This window comes from Nocardioidaceae bacterium SCSIO 66511, from assembly GCA_023100825.1.
Taxonomy (GTDB): Bacteria; Actinomycetota; Actinomycetes; order Propionibacteriales; family Nocardioidaceae; genus Solicola.
On record CP095846.1, the window covers coordinates 376,211 to 392,503 of the forward strand.

At 66.7% G+C, this 16,293-nt stretch carries 13 protein-coding genes; 10 read left to right on the forward strand and 3 right to left on the reverse strand.

All coding sequences use genetic code 11. The annotated features are described in order from the left end of the window. Positions 1 to 31: 31 nt before the first annotated feature. Complete coding sequence (locus MU582_01820) at positions 32 to 1,912, forward strand: DNA polymerase III subunit gamma and tau (GenBank protein ID UPK75395.1); 1,881 nt, start codon at positions 32 to 34, stop codon at positions 1,910 to 1,912. A 4-nt stretch (positions 1,913 to 1,916) separates the two neighbouring features. On the opposite strand, the gene MU582_01825 is transcribed toward MU582_01820, so the two are convergent. Both MU582_01825 and MU582_01830 read right to left on the reverse strand, forming a co-directional pair. Continuing rightward, positions 1,917 to 2,843 carry an LLM class flavin-dependent oxidoreductase gene (locus MU582_01825; protein UPK75396.1) on the reverse strand — a complete coding sequence of 309 codons (927 nt, stop codon included), beginning with the start codon at positions 2,841 to 2,843 and terminating at the stop codon, positions 1,917 to 1,919. A 72-nt stretch (positions 2,844 to 2,915) separates the two neighbouring features. Next, positions 2,916 to 3,623 (reverse strand): ArsR family transcriptional regulator, encoded by a 708-nt coding sequence (locus tag MU582_01830; protein UPK75397.1) that lies wholly within the window; start codon positions 3,621 to 3,623, stop codon positions 2,916 to 2,918. A gap of 166 nt (positions 3,624 to 3,789) precedes the next feature. Between MU582_01830 and MU582_01835 the strand changes: the two genes are divergently transcribed. From MU582_01835 to MU582_01875, 9 genes are all read left to right on the forward strand, one after another. Next, entirely contained in the window at positions 3,790 to 4,704 is a 915-nt protein-coding gene (locus MU582_01835) for a DMT family transporter (protein UPK75398.1), read from the forward strand. An 84-nt stretch (positions 4,705 to 4,788) separates the two neighbouring features. Further along, positions 4,789 to 5,163, forward strand: a complete 375-nt coding sequence (locus MU582_01840; GenBank protein UPK77095.1) for a YbaB/EbfC family nucleoid-associated protein — start codon at positions 4,789 to 4,791, stop codon at positions 5,161 to 5,163. 319 nt (positions 5,164 to 5,482) lie between these two features. Then, positions 5,483 to 6,082 carry a recombination mediator RecR gene (recR, locus tag MU582_01845; protein ID UPK75399.1) on the forward strand — a complete coding sequence of 200 codons (600 nt, stop codon included), beginning with the start codon at positions 5,483 to 5,485 and terminating at the stop codon, positions 6,080 to 6,082. Then, positions 6,075 to 6,653 carry a DUF5063 domain-containing protein gene (locus MU582_01850; GenBank protein UPK75400.1) on the forward strand — a complete coding sequence of 193 codons (579 nt, stop codon included), beginning with the start codon at positions 6,075 to 6,077 and terminating at the stop codon, positions 6,651 to 6,653. The genes recR and MU582_01850 overlap by 8 nt, the downstream gene beginning before the upstream one ends. Before the next feature lie 45 nt (positions 6,654 to 6,698). Then, complete coding sequence (locus MU582_01855; protein UPK75401.1) at positions 6,699 to 10,400, forward strand: nitrate reductase subunit alpha; 3,702 nt, start codon at positions 6,699 to 6,701, stop codon at positions 10,398 to 10,400. Positions 10,401 to 10,419: 19 nt separating this feature from the next. Further along, positions 10,420 to 12,081, forward strand: coding sequence for a nitrate reductase subunit beta (gene narH, locus MU582_01860; protein ID UPK75402.1), 1,662 nt, complete (start codon positions 10,420 to 10,422; stop codon positions 12,079 to 12,081). Beyond that, entirely contained in the window at positions 12,078 to 12,710 is a 633-nt protein-coding gene (gene narJ, locus MU582_01865; protein UPK75403.1) for a nitrate reductase molybdenum cofactor assembly chaperone, read from the forward strand. Before narH ends, narJ begins: the two co-directional genes overlap by 4 nt. Continuing rightward, positions 12,710 to 13,456, forward strand: a complete 747-nt coding sequence (gene narI / locus MU582_01870) for a respiratory nitrate reductase subunit gamma (GenBank protein ID UPK75404.1) — start codon at positions 12,710 to 12,712, stop codon at positions 13,454 to 13,456. Before narJ ends, narI begins: the two co-directional genes overlap by 1 nt. Positions 13,457 to 13,488: 32 nt before the next feature. Beyond that, a complete protein-coding gene (locus MU582_01875) occupies positions 13,489 to 14,673 on the forward strand; it encodes an MFS transporter (protein ID UPK75405.1) in 1,185 nt (394 codons plus the stop codon). 1 nt (position 14,674) lies between these two features. Here the strand turns inward: MU582_01875 and MU582_01880 are convergent, their stop codons facing one another. Next, positions 14,675 to 16,246, reverse strand: a complete 1,572-nt coding sequence (locus tag MU582_01880) for a hypothetical protein (GenBank protein ID UPK75406.1) — start codon at positions 16,244 to 16,246, stop codon at positions 14,675 to 14,677. Between the last annotated feature and the right edge of the window lie 47 nt (positions 16,247 to 16,293).

The window sequence follows — 16,293 nt, forward strand, 5'->3', positions numbered from 1 at the left end:
CGGTGTCGGCGTCGCCCGTTAGGGTGCGAGTGTGGAACCACCCCTTGCCCTCTATCGCCGCTACCGCCCGACCACGTTCGACGAGGTCATCGGGCAGTCGCATGTCACCGAGCCGTTGAAGTACGCCCTGGCCAACAACCGGGTTCACCATGCGTACCTCTTCTCGGGCCCGCGCGGCTGCGGTAAGACGACGAGCGCGCGCATTCTCGCGCGTGAGCTCAACGGGGTGGCTCCGGACGACACCTCCGAGCAGATCGACATCATCGAGATCGACGCCGCGAGCCACGGTGGCGTCGATGATGCGCGCGATCTTCGGGAGCGGGCGTTCTTCGCGCCGGTCAACAGTCCGTACAAGATCTACATCGTCGACGAGGCCCACATGGTCTCGAGCCAGGGCTTCAATGCGCTGCTCAAGCTGGTCGAGGAGCCGCCGCCGCATCTGAAGTTCATCTTTGCGACCACCGAGCCCGATAAGGTCATCGGCACGATCCGCTCGCGTACGCACCACTACCCGTTCCGCCTGGTGCCGCCGAAGCTGCTCAGCGAGTACCTCTCCACTCTGTGCGAGAAGGAAGGCGTCACGATCGAGCCGACGGCGCTCCCGCTGATCGTTCGTGCGGGCGCCGGGTCCGTACGCGACACTCTGAGCGTTCTCGACCAGCTGCTCGGTGGAGCCGGGCCGGAGGGGGTTACGTACGACCTGGCCGTTGCGCTCCTCGGCTACACCCCCGACTCGCTGCTCGACGAGGTGATCGACGCGCTCGCTGCAGGCGACGGGGCCTCGGTGTTCGCCGCGGTCGACAAGGTGATCGAGACCGGGCAGGATCCGCGCCGCTTCGCCGAGGATCTCCTGCAACGGCTGCGCGATCTCGTCATCGTCGCGGCAGTGCCGGATGCGATCGACAAGGCGTTGCTCGACGTACCCGAAGACATGGCCGAGCGGCTCAGCGGCCAGGCTGCGCGATTCGGCCCGGCAGAGCTGACCCGCGGCGCCGACATAGTCAGCGAGGGGCTCACCGAGCTCCGCGGTGCGACTGCGCCGCGGCTGCTGCTCGAGCTGATGTGCGCGCGCATCCTGTTGCCCGCCGCCGACCATTCGACCGAGGGCGTCGGCGCGCGCCTCGATCGGCTCGAGCGGCGCATGTCCATTGTCGGAGAGCACACGGCGGCCCCGGCCGCGGCAACCACGCCTGCGGAGACGCCCGCCGCAGCCGAGGCCGCACCGGCTGCACCGGCCGCACCAGCCGCTGCCGAGCCCGCACCGTCGAGTGCTCCGGTCGAGCAGCCGCCGGCCGTACCGGCCGCGGAGTCGACCCCGCCTGCGCAGACTCCTGCCGAGTCCGTAGAGGAGACTCCCGCGCCCACGCCCGAGCCCGCCGATGCGACCCGGTTGACCGTCGTCGACGTACGCCGGTTGTGGCCCGACGTACTCGATCGCGTGATGCGCAAACGCCGGTTCACCTGGGTGATGTTGAGCCAGAATGCCCAGGTGCATTCGCTCGAAGCCAATGTGCTGACCATCTCGTTGGTCAATGCGGGTGCCCGCGACTCGTTCTCGCGGAGCGGATCTGACGCGATTCTGCGCGAGGCGCTGATCGAGGAGTTCGGCGCCGATCTTCGCATCGAGACGATCGTCGACCCATCGGCTCAGGCCGAGACGCCCGCTCCCCAGGCGGCCGCACCGGTTCCGGAGCGTACGCCCGAACCAACCCGCTCGGAGTCGAGCGCCGCTCGCGAGGCGATTCGTCCGACCCGAAGCCAGCGCGATGGTGAGGCCGCCGAGCGTACGGCCGAGTCTGACTCGATCGCCGATCGGGACGACCCCTCGGTCGGCTCCGACGACCTCGACCCTGAGGCTCTGCTCGCGAGCGAGCTCGGCGCCACCGTGATCGACGAGACGCCCAACGACTGACCGGTCACCGGCGCAGCACAGCGAGCACCTTCTCAGCGACGTCGATCGCGTCCGCGCGTACGGCCCATCGCGAGATACCCCAGCGTTCGCGCGCCGAAAGCAGTTGCTCGACCAACTGGTCGACGGTGCCGAGCAGTACGAACGGCGCAGCGCGTACGTCATCGACGGGCGCCTCTACCCGGCCTGCAACTTCGCGGACCGCTGCCTCCCGGTCGTCGGTTTCGCAAACGTACTGCACCAGCGCTTCCATCGGCGGCAATGCTTTGCCCGCTGACGTTGCCGCCGAGCGGACCCAGCCGACCTGGGTGTCGATGCGTTCGGCCGACCACTGCACCTGATGGCTGTGTCCGTCGGGGAGGGTTTGGCCCAGTCCGCTGAGCCCGACTGCGTCGGCATGTGCTCCGGCCCAGTCGAGCAGAGCCGGGTTGCCGCCGCCTACCAGGATCGGGACCCGGTCTTGTGTCGGTCGTGGTTCCTCGAGTTGCACATCGGTGAGCGCGCCGATGGATGCGGCGGCGACGGTCTCTCCGTTCAACAGGGCGCGTACCGCTGCAGCGGTCTGGATGGCCTCGCGTATCCGCTGCCCGCGTTCGGGTCGTTCACGACCCGTCATCCGCCACTCGGCCGGCGTGTGACCGGCGCCGATCGCCAGTTCAGCGCGACCGTCCGACACGACATCGAGCGTTGCGACGTCGCCGGCGAGGAGAAGCGGATGGCGCACACCCGCGTTGGATACGTAGCTCGACAGCCGCAACATCGACGTCGCGGCTGCGGCTGCCGCGAGCGCGACGTACGGGGACGGGCCGACGCCCGGATGGTCGGGTACGAGCAGCGCCCGTGCGCCGATGGCCTCGGCGCGCTGCGCGAGCGCTGTCCAGCTTCGCTGATCGGAGGGCTCAGCGATGATGGACAGCTCGATCGGCTCGCTCATGAGAAGAGCGTGGAGGGACTCCGGTCCAGCTGCAAGCCCCGTCCGCTCAACGCGAAACGCCGCCGCGCTATTTCACGCGGCGGAGTCGAGCGCCGCCGGATCGATGCCGAAGAGGTCTGCGATCGCCGCCCGGCCCGCGTCGCTCACCTTCAACGAGCGGTCGCTGCGCGAGCGGGATACCCACCTCTGGTCCTCGAGGTACGCGAGCACCGTCGCGCCGAGTCGACCTGCGAGATGCGGGCGGCGCTGTGTCCAGTCGAGGCATCCGCGTACGTCCGGTCGACGGATCTGCGGGTCGGCTGAGAATCCGATCGTGACGAGCAGCGGGGTCTCGGGTGTCAAGATGCGGCCGACCTCGCCGGGTGCCAGCGGTGCCACGACACCGCGTGCGACGAACGCTTCAGCGATCGCAACGCCCAGATGACCGGCTGCATGGTCGTAGCACGTCCGCGCGTACGCGACCGCACGTCCGGTGCGAGCGGCGCGTAATGAGTTCACACGCTTGACCGGTGCGATCGCCGCCAGCGCCTCGACCGCGGCGGCGACGTCTCGGTCACGGAGCCGGAAGTAGCGGTGTCTGCCTGCCCGGCGTACGTCGACCAGGCCGCCCACCGTCAGTCGTTGCAGGTGCTCGCTCGCGGTGGACGCCGACACACCGGCGACTCGGGCGAGTTCGGACGCCGGGCGCTCCGAGCCGTCGATCAGGGTCAGCAGCATCGCGGCGCGGGCGGGCTCCGCCATCAACGCGGCCGGCCTCGCCAGATCTGCTTCTCCGCTCATACCGAACGAGCGTACGCACCGGACGTTTCGGCCGCCGACGAAGTGTCGTGGACCTAGCGTGGTCTCGCAATGGCCGGATGTCACGCCGCGATGGCCGAAATCCGCGCGACCACTGTCACCACCAGGTGCGAGGATGCCTCGTGCCAGTTCGAACGCAGGACATCAGATGAACGAAACGACTACCGCGCCGCCCGAGACGGTCGAGCGGCCGTATTTGGCGTGGGCAGCCGCGGGTACGACGGTTTTGATGTGGGCGTCGGCATTCGTCGCCATCCGCGCCATCGGTGACTCGTTCGATCCCGGCGAGCTCGCATTCGGCCGGATCCTCGTTGCGACGCTCGCCCTCGGAGTCATCGTCGCGATTCGCGGCGTCGAGATGCCGCGAGGCAAACGCGAGCTTGGGTTGATCGCCATCTACGGTGTCATCTGGTTCGGCGCGTACAACGTCGCGCTGAATGCCGGCGAGTTGCACGTCGACGCCGGCACAGCGGCGCTGCTCATCAACGTCGGCCCGGTGCTGCTCGCCCTGAGTGCCGGGTTGTTCCTGGGCGAGGGCTTCTCCCGGCAGTTGATCGTCGGCGGCGGTATCGCCTTCGCCGGTGTCACCGTCATCTCCGTCGGCGCTGGCGGCAATCACGAGGTCGAGGGCATCGGCGTGGTCCTGTGTCTGGCGGCGGCGGTCTGCTACGCCGCCGCGGTCACCATGCAGAAGCCCGTGCTGCGTACGGTCGGTGCGCTTCCTGCGACGTGGCTCGGCTGCCTCGCGGGTACGATCGCGTGCCTGCCGTTCGCGCCCGGCCTCTGGGAGCAGACCGCCGATGCTTCCGCGGCGTCGATCGCCGGTCTGGTGTACCTCGGTATCGGCCCGACCGCGGTCGCGTTCACAACCTGGGCGTACGCGCTCGCGCGTACCGACGCCGGCAAGATGGGCGCCACCACCTACCTCGTACCGGCGCTCGTGATCGCGATGTCGGCAGTCGCGCTCGGTGAGCTGCCGCCGCCACTGGCGTTCGTCGGGGGCGCATTGTGTCTCGTCGGCGTCGCGGTCACCAGGCTCAAGCCGCGGGCTCCGCGGTACTGACGGCCCTCACGGCCTACGCCGTAGGCTGGCCGCACACGGCCCCAACCGCTGAAGGAGTAGACCGTGTTCGGTGAAGGACAGGGCATGCCCGATATGTCGCAGCTGCTTGCGCAGGCTCAGCAGATGCAGGAGCAACTCGTTGCCGCTAAGGACCAGCTGGCCGAGGAACGCGTGACCGGCTCGGCCGCGAACGGGCTCGTCAGCGCGACCGTCACCGGCACCGGCGATCTCGTGGCCGTCGACATCAAGCCCGCGGCGATCGACCCCGACGATACGGAGACGCTCGGAGACATGGTGGTCGCCGCTGTACGCGACGCCGGCGAGAAGGCCAACGAACTCGCCGCCGACCGGCTCGGCCCCCTCGCGGGCTTCGGCGAGGGCGGTCCCGACCTTCCCGGCGGGTTCGGCCAAGGCGGTCCCGAGCTCCCCGGCGGAGGGAACCCACCCGGCTTCCACTGAACACCGGATCGCGTCGCGTCGCGTCGCGTCGCGTCGCGTCGCGGCGGTCGGGCGTGGTCGGCCGTTCTGGAATGGCCGTTGACGGTGTGAGCGCGTACGAGAACTGCGTGAAAGCTGTACGGGCGGTTCTGGAAAGTGTGAGCACGTACGGGTACGGCGTGGAAAGTGTGCTGTGATATCTACGGGGTCCCGTTCCAGAGCAGCAACCGGCGGGGGCGGGGATTTCGACTCCCATGGCAGCCGGAGCTCAACAGAGTAGCCAGATTGAAGCGCAACCTCGGTTCGCCTCCCAAAAAGACCAAGGAGCAAGTACAGAAGCATGTACGAGGGCATTGTCCAGGACCTCATCGACGAGCTCGGACGGCTGCCGGGCATCGGTCCGAAGAGCGCCCAACGCATTGCGTTCTACGTTCTCGACGCCGACCCCGCCGACGTACGCAGGCTCGCCGACGTGTTGATCGAGGTCAAGGACAAGGTGCGGTTCTGCGTTGTCTGCGGCAATGTCGCGGAGGCGGAGAAATGCCGCATCTGCGCCGACCCGCGGCGCAACGAGGCGGTGATCTGCGTCGTCGAGGAGTCCAAAGACGTCGTCGCGATCGAGCGTACGCGCGAGTTCCGCGGGCGCTACCACGTGCTCGGCGGCGCGATCTCGCCGATCGAGGGCATCGGCCCCGATGAGCTGCGGATCAAGGATCTGATGAAGCGACTCGCCGACGGGACGGTCCAGGAGGTCATCATCGCGACCGATCCGAACCTCGAGGGCGAGGCGACCGCGACCTATCTCACGCGCCTCCTCAAGCCGTTAGGGTTGCGCGTAACCCGGCTGGCGAGTGGACTGCCGGTAGGAGGCGACCTCGAGTACGCAGACGAGGTCACGTTAGGGCGAGCGTTCGAGGGGAGGAGATCCGTCGATGACTAGCGACAGCACGTCGGTCGAGGACTCCGCGTTGGGTGACGATGTGGCGAGTAGCGATCTCGAGGACCTCGGTCAGTCGGTGGCCGACCAGACGAAGAGCTTTCTGATCGCGGTGCGCGCGATGGCGTCGACCCAGGATCCCGGTAAGACGATCCCGTTGTTGTTGCTCGAGGTGAGTCAGCTGCTGCTCGCGGGCGCCCGGCTCGCTGCGCAGGTCGATTTCGTACCCGAGGAGAAGTACGAGACCGACGTCGGTCCCGACCCCGATCTGGATGCGATCCGGGGTTCGCTCGCCGAGACGCTGGAGGGCTTCGATGAGTACACTGAGGTTTTCGACCCGTACTTCCAGCCGCCGGAGCTCGTGACTTCTCGCATCTCCGACGACATCGCCTCGATCGCGGGCAGCGTTGCGCACGGGCTGAAACACCACGAGGCCGGTCGGGTCGGCGAGGCTCTGTGGTGGTGGCAGTTCTCGTACGTCTCGTCGTGGGGCGGCGAGGCCAGCGCCGCGCTGCGGGCGCTGCAGTCGATCATCTCCCACGATCGTCTCGACACGGAGCCCGAGCCCGCTTGAGCCAGTGCCCGTGCAGAGGTGCGCTTTTGCGCCTACCGTATTCCCATGGCCGAGGGAGCACGGGCTGGAATCGACGGTGAAGCCTCCGACGCTCTGCTGAAGGTCGGGCGGTACTTCACGAAGTGGGACGAAACCGCTGACGGGCGGGCCGTGTTCCGCAAGGGCGGCCGTCAGGGCGACGTCTTCTATCGAGACCGTTGGAGCCACGACAAGGTCGTCCGGTCCACCCACGGGGTCAACTGCACCGGCTCGTGCTCGTGGAAGGTGTACGTCAAGGACGGCATCATCACCTGGGAGTCGCAGCAGACGGATTACCCGTCCGTCGGGCCCGATCGACCCGAGTACGAACCCCGCGGCTGCCCGAGAGGCGCCGCGTTCTCTTGGTACACCTACTCGCCCACCAGAGTCCGCTACCCGTACGCGCGCGGGGTGCTGATCGAGATGTACCGGGAGGCCAAGCAGCGCCTCGGCGATCCGGTCGAGGCGTGGGCGGATGTCGTCGGTGACGTGGAGCGTCGGCGCACGTACCAACGCGCGCGAGGCAAGGGCGGCCTGGTGCGCATCTCGTGGGACGAAGCCACCGAGATCACCGCGGCCGCGCACGTACACACGATCAAGCGGTACGGGCCGGACCGCTGTGCCGGGTTCTCGCCGATTCCGGCGATGTCGATCGTCTCGCACTGCGTCGGCACCCGCTTCATCCAGCTCATCGGCGGCGCGATGACGTCGTTCTACGACTGGTACGCCGACCTTCCGGTGGCGAGCCCGCAGGTGTTCGGCGACCAGACCGACGTACCAGAGTCCGGCGACTGGTGGGACTCCACGTACTTGATGATGTGGGGCTCAAACGTTCCCGTCACCCGTACACCCGATGCGCACTGGATGGCCGAGGTCCGCTACCGGGGTACGAAGGTCGTCGCCATCAGTCCCGACTACGCCGACAACACGAAGTTCGCGGACGAGTGGCTGCCTGCACAGGCCGGCACCGACGCCGCGCTCGCCATGGCGATGGGCCATGTGATGCTGCGGGAGTTCTTCGTCGACCGCGAGGTCGGGTTCTTCTCCGACTACGTACGCACGTACACCGATCTTCCGTTCCTGATCCGTCTGCGCAAGCACGGCGACGACTTGGTGCCGGGCAAGTTCCTCACGGCATCCGACCTCGGCGAGAGCAGTGAGGAGGACGCCTGGAAGACCGTCGTCCTGGACGAGGCGACTGGTGCTCCCGTCGTGCCGAACGGTTCGATGGGTTTCCGGTATGCGGCGAGTGGCGAGGGCCGCTGGAATCTCGACCTCGACGGCGTCACGCCGCGACTGTCGATGTACGGCGACGAGGCGGAGGTCGCCGAGGTGCTGATGCCGTCGTTCGGCAGCGCCGACGGCACCGGTGAGACGCTGCGTCGAGGCGTGCCGGTACGCGAGGTCGGTGGCGAGCTGGTCACGACGGTCTTCGATCTGATGCTCGCCCAGTACGGCGTGCACCGTGACGGGCTACCCGGCGAGTGGCCGAGTGGGTACGAGGACCCGAGCACGCCGTACACCCCCGCCTGGCAGGAGGAGATCACCAGCGTGCCTGCGCAGGCCTGCATCCGGATCGCGCGGGAGTTCGCAACGAACGCCGAGGAGTCCGGCGGTCGGTCGATGATCATCATGGGCGCCGGCATCTGCCAGTGGTTCCACGGCGATGCCACGTACCGCGCGGTTCTGACGCTGCTGCTGTTGACGGGGTGCATGGGCCGCAACGGCGGTGGCTGGGCACATTACGTCGGTCAGGAGAAGTGCCGGCCGATCACCGGGTGGATCTCCCTCGCGAACGCACTCGACTGGTCGCGTCCGCCGCGTACGGTGCCGGGCACGTCGTACTGGTACATGCACACCGACCAGTGGCGCACCGACGGCTACCCGGCAGATGCGCTCGCCTCCCCGCTCGCCGACGGGCACCTCGCGGGAATGCACACGGCTGACACGATCGCGGCGTCGGCGCGGATGGGTTGGATGCCGTTCTATCCGCAGTTCGACCGTAATCCGCTCGACCTCGCCGACGATGCGACCGCCGCCGTCGATGCGGGAGACAGCCCCGATGCGGGGGCGTACGTGGCCGAGCGGCTCGTCGACGGAGAGCTCAAACCGGCAATCGAAGATGTCGATGCGCCCGAGAACTGGCCGCGCACGCTGGTGCTCTGGCGATCCAACCTGATGGGGTCGTCGGCCAAGGGGAGTGAGTACTTCCAGCGCCATCTCCTCGGCACGATCTCCAACACCACTGCCGATCAGGCAGATGAGGGCGATCGACCCCGCGATGTGCGCTGGCGCGACGAGGCGCCCGAAGGAAAGCTCGACCTGCTCGTCTCCGCCGACTTCCGGATGACCTCGACGACGTTGCTGTCCGACATCGTGTTCCCGGCTGCAACGTGGTACGAGAAGAACGATCTCTCGTCGACCGACATGCACCCGTTTGTGCATGCGTTCAGCCCGGCGATCGACCCGCCGTGGGAGGCGAAAACCGACTTCGAGACGTTCCATGCGATCGCCCGCAAGCTGTCCGAGATGGCGAAGACACATCTCGGGGTGCGCCGCGACCTGGTCAGCGTCCCGATGCAGCATGACACTCCGGGTCAGACCGCGCAGCCGGGCGGAGCGGTACGCGACTGGCGGGCCGGCGACGCGAATGCGCAACCAGGTAAGACGATGCCGAACTTCGCGGTGGTCGAGCGCGACTACACCGCGATCGCCGACAAGCTCGGCGCGGTCGGGCCGCTCGCAGATGAGCTCGGATTCACCGTCAAGAATGTCACGTACGACCTGACCGATGAGGTGGCGAGACTCGGCAAGCAGCACGGCGTGATGAGTCACGGTGCGGCTGCCGGTCGCCCGGCACTCGACACCGACGCGAAGCTCGCCGACGCGATCCTCGCGTTCTCCGGCACGACGAACGGATCCCTTGCACTGCAAGGCTTTCGTACGCTCGAACGCCGAGTCGGCAAGCCGCTCGCTGATCTCGCCGAGGGTTCCGAGGAGCGGCGCATCACGTTCGCCGACACGCAACGCGGACCGGTACCGGTCATCACCTCGCCGGAGTGGTCCGGCTCCGAGACCGGTGGGCGTCGGTACGCGCCGTTCACCGTCAACATCGAGCGCCTCAAGCCGTTTCACACCCTCACCGGCAGGATGCATTTCTACCTCGATCACGACTGGCTGAGTGATCTCGGCGAGCAGCTGCCGACGTACCGGCCGCCGGTCGACCTGCAGGCGTTGTTCGGTGCGCCACCATTCGGTCCCAACGGCGGTAACCAGGTGACGGTCCGCTACCTGACTCCGCACTCGAAGTGGTCGATCCACTCCGAGTATCAAGACAACCTGTTCATGCTGTCACTGTCGCGCGGCGGTCCGACGGTCTGGATGAGTCCCGCCGACGCCGAGTCGATCGAGGTCTCCGACAACGACTGGGTCGAGTGCGTCAACCCCAACGGCGTTCTGGTCGGCCGCGCGATCGTCAGCCACCGGATGCCGACCGGCGTCGTGTACGTGTATCACGCGCAGGAACGCACCATCGACGTGCCGAAGTCGGAAGCGACGGGCCGACGCGGCGGCATCCACAACTCGGTGACCCGGCTGCTGGTCAAGCCGACGCATCTGATCGGCGCGTACGCCCAGCTCTCGTACGCGTTCAACTACCTCGGACCCACCGGAAATCAACGCGACATGGTGTCGACGGTTCGCAAACGATCGCAGGACGTCACGTACTGACCTAGGGAGGCGTACAGGCATGAGGGTCATGGCCCAGATGGGCATGGTGATGAACCTCGACAAATGCATCGGGTGCCATACCTGCTCGGTGACGTGCAAGCAGGCCTGGACGAACCGAGCCGGCACCGAGTACGTGTGGTTCAACAACGTCGAGACTCGGCCGGGACAGGGCTACCCGCGTCGGTACGAAGACCAGGATCGCTGGCGTGGAGGCTGGGAGCTCAACAGACGTGGACGGTTGCGCCTCAAGACAGGTAGCCGCGTCAAGCGACTGTTGAGCATCTTCGCCAGCCCGGTGCAACCTGAGCTCGACGACTACTACGAGCCGTGGACGTACGACTACCAGGCGCTCGTCGAGGCGCCGCTCGGAGACGACTTCCCGGTAGCACGGCCGAAGTCGCTGATCACGGGTTCGGATACGAAGGTCAAATGGTCGGCCAACTGGGACGACGATCTCGGTGGTGCACCCGAGATGGGCCATCTCGATCCGATGGTCGAGCAGGTGCGACGTACGTCCGAGGACAAGATCAAGTTCGAGTACGAGCAGACGTTCATGTTCTTCCTACCGCGCATCTGCGAGCACTGCCTCAACCCGTCGTGCATGGCGTCCTGCCCCTCCGGCGCGATCTACAAGCGGGCAGAAGACGGCATCGTGCTGGTGGACCAGGACCGTTGCCGAGGCTGGCGACAGTGCATCACCGGTTGTCCGTACAAGAAGATCTACTTCAACCACAAGTCAGGCAAGGCGGAGAAGTGCACGTTCTGCTACCCGCGCATCGAAGTCGGACTGCCGACCGTCTGCTCCGAGACCTGCGTCGGCCGGCTGCGCTACCTGGGGCTCTTCCTGTACGACGCCGACCGCGTGACCGAGGCGGCGGCAACGCCGGAAGACAAGGATCTGTACGAGGCCCAACTCGACCTGCTGTTGGATCCGTCCGACCCGGAGGTGATCGAGGCGGCCCGTCGCGACGGCATCCCCGACGACTGGATGGACGCGGCCCGGCGATCTCCGGTGTATGCACTCGCGAAGAAGTACCGCGTGGCGCTGCCGTTGCATCCGGAGTACCGCACGATGCCGATGGTCTGGTACGTGCCTCCGTTGTCACCGATCGTCGATCTCCTGCAGGAGCAGGGCCACGACGCGGAGAGTCGCGACAACTTGTTCGGCGCGATCGACGCGCTGCGCATACCACTGGAATACCTCGCGGGCCTGTTCACCGCAGGCGACACAGAAGTCGTCGGGGGCGTACTGGAGAAGCTCGCCGCCATGCGTGCGTACATGCGAGACGTGACTCTCGGACGCGAGACCGACCCCACGATCCCGAACTCCGTCGGGATGTCCGAGGAGTCGATGTACGAGATGTACCGGCTGATGGCGATCGCGAAGTACGACGAGCGTTACGTGATCCCCAAAGCCCATGTGGAGCAGGCACATGAGCTGGAGGAGATCGGCTGCTCACTCGACTTCGACGGTGGTCCGGGAATGTACGAGTCCGGCCCGTTCGGTGAGGCGAGCGGGCAACCCGCACCGGTCGCTGTCGAGACGTTCGAGGCGCTCCGCCGACGGCAGACCTCCGATCACCCGGCGAGTTCGGAGGGACTCCAAGGTCGCGTCAACCTGCTGAACTGGGACGGCAACGGCACTCCAGACGGCCTGTTCCCTCCAGAGGATCGATCGTGACCGCCCGCGTCGTCTACCAAGTCGCGTCGTGGTGTCTCGGTTACCCCGACATCGAGCTCGTAGAGCGGATTCCGCTGCTACGCGCTGCGCTTGCCGAGCAAGCTGATTCCGAGCGAATCCGCTTGCTACGTGGCGTTCTCGACCACCTGGAGAGTACGCCGCTCGACACGCTGTCGCGGCAGTACGTCGAGGTCTTCGACCTGTCGCGTAAGCATGCGCTGTACCTCTCGTATTGGACCGACGGTGATACTCGCCGCCGCGGCGAGGTGCTCGGTTCGTTCAAACAGCGGTATCGCGACAGCGGTTATCTGGTCCAGACCGGCGGCGAGCTGCCCGACTTCCTCCCGATGGTGCTCGAGTACGCAGCACTCGTCGACCCCGAGGACGGTCACGAGTTGTTGCAGTCGTACCGACCGAGTCTCGAGCTGCTGCGAATCGCCTTGCAGGAAAGGGAAACCCCGTACGCGGACGTACTCGTCGCGGTGTGTGCGACTCTGCCGGGTGCGTCGCCCGCCGACCGCGCTGCCGTGATGCGGATGGCAGGAGCCGGTCCGCCGACCGAGACGGTCGGCCTCGAACCGTACGACCCGCGGCTACTGCCGATCCACGAATCGGGAGGGCTGCGCTGATGGACACCTTGCTGTGGGGCGTTCTGCCGTACGTGATGCTCGCGGTCCTTATCGGCGGCAGCATCTGGCGCTATCGGTACGACAAGTTCGGCTGGACCACCCGGTCGTCGCAGCTCTACGAGTCACGGTTACTGCGCATCGGGTCGCCCCTGTTCCACTTCGGCATCCTGCTCGTTGTCGTCGGCCACATCGGCGGCCTCGTCATCCCCGAGTCCTGGACCGAGGCACTCGGAATCTCCGAAGACCTCTACCACTTCAATGCATTGTTCTTCGGCTCGATCGCGGGTCTGTGCACGCTCGCGGGCATCGTGATCCTGATCTACCGACGGCGACGTACCGGCCCCGTGTTCATGGCGACGACCTGGAACGACAAGACGATGTACGTGGTGCTCGTCGCTGCGATCGTTCTTGGCCTGTGGACGACGCTCGTGAGCGTGGGTGCCGGGCACGACGCCCACAACTACCGCGAGACCGTGTCCCCGTGGTTCCGTTCGGTCTTCTATCTGCAACCGGACGTCGACTCGATGGCGGCAGCGCCGATCCAGTTTCACATCCACGCGCTCGTCGGGATGCTGTTGTTCACCATCTGGCCGTTCACTCGGCTCGTGCACGCATTCACCGCGCCGGTGCACTACCTGTTCCGTCCGTACATCGTCTACCGGAGTCGTGACCGTGCATCGACCTCCGGTTCGCGTACCCCGCCTCGCGGCTGGTCGCCCGTAGGTACCCGAGACCGAGAACGCTGATCCGACCCAGCCCGAGAGGCCGAGGAGCCGCCATGCAGCAGCTACAGACTCGCAATCTGATCCTTGCGACGGCCCTGTTCACGGTCAGCTTCTGGGCCTGGAACGTCATCGCTCCGCTCGGGACGTATTACACCGAAGACCTCGACCTGTCCGCCAACCAGAAGTCACTGCTGGTGGCGATGCCGGTGCTGGTCGGTTCGGTCGGGCGAATCCCTGCGGGCGCACTCGCCGACCGGTTCGGCGGTCGGGTGATGATGCCCGTTTTGATGGTGATTGCGACGCCTTTCGTCATCCTCGTCGCCGTCGCCGGCCACGCCGAGTCGTACGCGCTGCTCGTCGTTTTCGGCTTCTTCCTCGGCATCGCGGGAACCACCTTCGCGGTAGGTATCCCGTTCCTCAACGCCTGGTACGAGAAGTCGCGTCGCGGTTTCGCGACCGGCGTGTTCGGCGCCGGCATGGGTGGCACCGCCCTTTCGGCATTCTTCACGCCGCGCTTCGTCGACTGGTTCGGCTACACCGCCACACACGTCATCGTGGCCGCGGCGATGCTGGTCGCAGCGGCGCTCGGCTGGATGCTGATGACCGACTCGCCCGAGTGGACGCCCAACGCCGAGCCGCTGTTGCCGAAACTCGCAGGTGCGCTGAAGCTCGGCGTCACCTGGCAGCTGTCGCTGCTGTACGCCGTCACGTTCGGCGGCTTCGTGGCGTTCTCCACCTACCTGCCGACCTACCTCAACGACATCTACGACTTCGACCTCACCGGCGCAGGTACCCGAACAGCCGGGTTCGCGATCGCGGCCGTCATCGCCCGCCCGGTCGGCGGGGTGCTTTCCGACCACGTCGGACCGAAGCTGGTCTCGATGGTCTCCCTTGCCGGCGCGGCAGTGCTCGCAGTCGTCGTTGCCTTCCAGCCCGAGCCAGAAGTACCGGCTGGTACGGCTTTCGTACTGCTTGCAATGTTCCTGGGGCTCGGCTCGGGCGGTGTGTTTGCCTGGGTCGCGGCCAGTGCGCCACCTGCAAAGGTCGGAAGCGTCACGGGCGTCGTCGGCGCGGCAGGCGGTCTCGGCGGCTACTTCCCACCGCTGGTGATGGGCGCTACGTACGACTCGATCGGCCAGGACTACACGGTCGGGCTCGCGCTGCTGACCATCGTTGCGCTGCTGACCCTGGCGTACACGTGGTTCGGCTTGCGCGGCCCCGCTCGTACGAAAACCTGAGTCAACGGTCGTAGTACGTCTTGCCGATCATCAGGCCGGTGTCCCAAGGATTGGGTCGCCGACTGCCGTTGGTGAGTACGCCGAGCGAGCGGTGCACGACCTTGCCGCTGCGGTACTTCAGCACCAGGTGGCCGTGCTTCTTGATTCGGTACGTACCGCGGCCCTCGGGGAGGTCACCGCCAGCACGAGTGCTCGGGCCGGAGCGAGCGAACACTGTCCGGTAGGTCGCGAACCTGCCATTGCCGTTCAGCAAGATATCGAGGTACTCGAGCGTCCCGGACGTTGTCGCGTTCACGTGCCGGTGCGACACGGTCCATCGAGATCCGGCCTTCGGGACGGAGAGTGGTCGGTAACTGCGCCCCCGCCAGCTGATCCGGCCGTTCTTGACCTTCGCGCGTTTGCCCGCGATCGTCAGCTTGTTCTTGCCCGGGCGGAACTTGTAGCGGACGCAGCCTCGCTTCTCGCCACCCGAGGTCACCTTCTTGCACGTGGGCTTGCCCTTTGGCGGGAAGCCGACATATGCGAATTTGCGATTCACGAACCAGATGCCGTACGCCCGCCACTGCAGGTTCTTATGCGGCGCCCAGAACCTCTTTCCAGCCAGGGACTTGCCGATCTTGAGGGGTTTGGCGAGCGGGTGGAGCCGGTACGAGCCGGACGCGATGCCGTAGTCGCCCACGGCCGTCCACTTGACGGTGCCGGCCTTGCGCTTCTTCGGCCGGATCTTGAACGTCGCGGTCTTCTCGTCGTAGAAGTCGAGCATCCCGAGACTGGTCGACCGCGACGCGGCGGCGATCCCCTTTGCCGGCCTGATGAACACGCGTACTCCGCGGACCGGTGTCGGGGTGACGGTGTCGGGGTTGTTCTTGATTCGGACCTTCAGCGACTTCTTGCTGCCGACGACGAAGCCAGTGTGCAGACTGGTGCCTCCGTCGTAGCGCAGCATCGGGTCCCACTGGTCGAGGCGGACGTACCCGGTCCGGTCGTAGACCGGTTGGCCGCTGTGTGCGGACGCGACCGCGTACGCGCAGCCGGCGGGGACGCCCTTCAGGCCCGCTGCCGATGCGGTCGCGATCACTCGCTTGGTGTCGCGGTCGGAACGTGCGGTGCCGCCCTTGCCCGGCGTGCCGTTGGCCTTCAGATGCGCCCAGAACCCTTTGCCGCCGCGGGTCGGTACGACGACGACGGTGCGCGCCAGGCACATACCGTTCTCATCGACGGCGCCGACGTATAACGCGATGGCCGTCCCCTTCTTGGTCGGAGCGGCCTGGAACGTCGTGATTGCCTTGACCACGCCGGTCTTGCGGTTGACGTACGCGTCGACTTTTCGGATGTCTCGTGCATTCGCCGCGGCTTCGCCGGGATCGGTCCATGCCGCTCCGCGCCATGGTGTCGACGCACGAGCACGGTCGCCGGGCACTGCCGTCACAGGCTTCGCTCGCTCACGCATGGTCCCCTGCGGGGCGTACGGATCGGTGTCGGCGAATCCGGGCTCGGCGCTCGACGTATTCGCCATGCCCGCCATCACGACCGAAGCGCATGCGACCGCGGACCCCACCAGATACCTGCGCACGATTGCCTCCCTCTGGCTCCACTCCGGATGGAGCCTAACGAGCAACC

Excerpts from the sequence above, each read along its gene's own strand:
- MU582_01835 (UPK75398.1), top strand. The coding sequence starts at position 3,790 with ATGAACGAAACGACTACCGCGCCGCCCGAGACGGTCGAGCGGCCGTAT.
- MU582_01875 (UPK75405.1), top strand. The coding sequence starts at position 13,489 with ATGCAGCAGCTACAGACTCGCAATCTGATCCTTGCGACGGCCCTGTTC.
- narH (UPK75402.1), top strand. The coding sequence starts at position 10,420 with ATGAGGGTCATGGCCCAGATGGGCATGGTGATGAACCTCGACAAATGC.
- MU582_01825 (UPK75396.1), bottom strand. The coding sequence starts at position 2,843 with ATGAGCGAGCCGATCGAGCTGTCCATCATCGCTGAGCCCTCCGATCAG.
- narI (UPK75404.1), top strand. The coding sequence starts at position 12,710 with ATGGACACCTTGCTGTGGGGCGTTCTGCCGTACGTGATGCTCGCGGTC.
- recR (UPK75399.1), top strand. The coding sequence starts at position 5,483 with ATGTACGAGGGCATTGTCCAGGACCTCATCGACGAGCTCGGACGGCTG.
- MU582_01850 (UPK75400.1), top strand. The coding sequence starts at position 6,075 with ATGACTAGCGACAGCACGTCGGTCGAGGACTCCGCGTTGGGTGACGAT.
- MU582_01830 (UPK75397.1), bottom strand. The coding sequence starts at position 3,623 with ATGAGCGGAGAAGCAGATCTGGCGAGGCCGGCCGCGTTGATGGCGGAG.
- MU582_01855 (UPK75401.1), top strand. The coding sequence starts at position 6,699 with ATGGCCGAGGGAGCACGGGCTGGAATCGACGGTGAAGCCTCCGACGCT.
- MU582_01840 (UPK77095.1), top strand. The coding sequence starts at position 4,789 with ATGCCCGATATGTCGCAGCTGCTTGCGCAGGCTCAGCAGATGCAGGAG.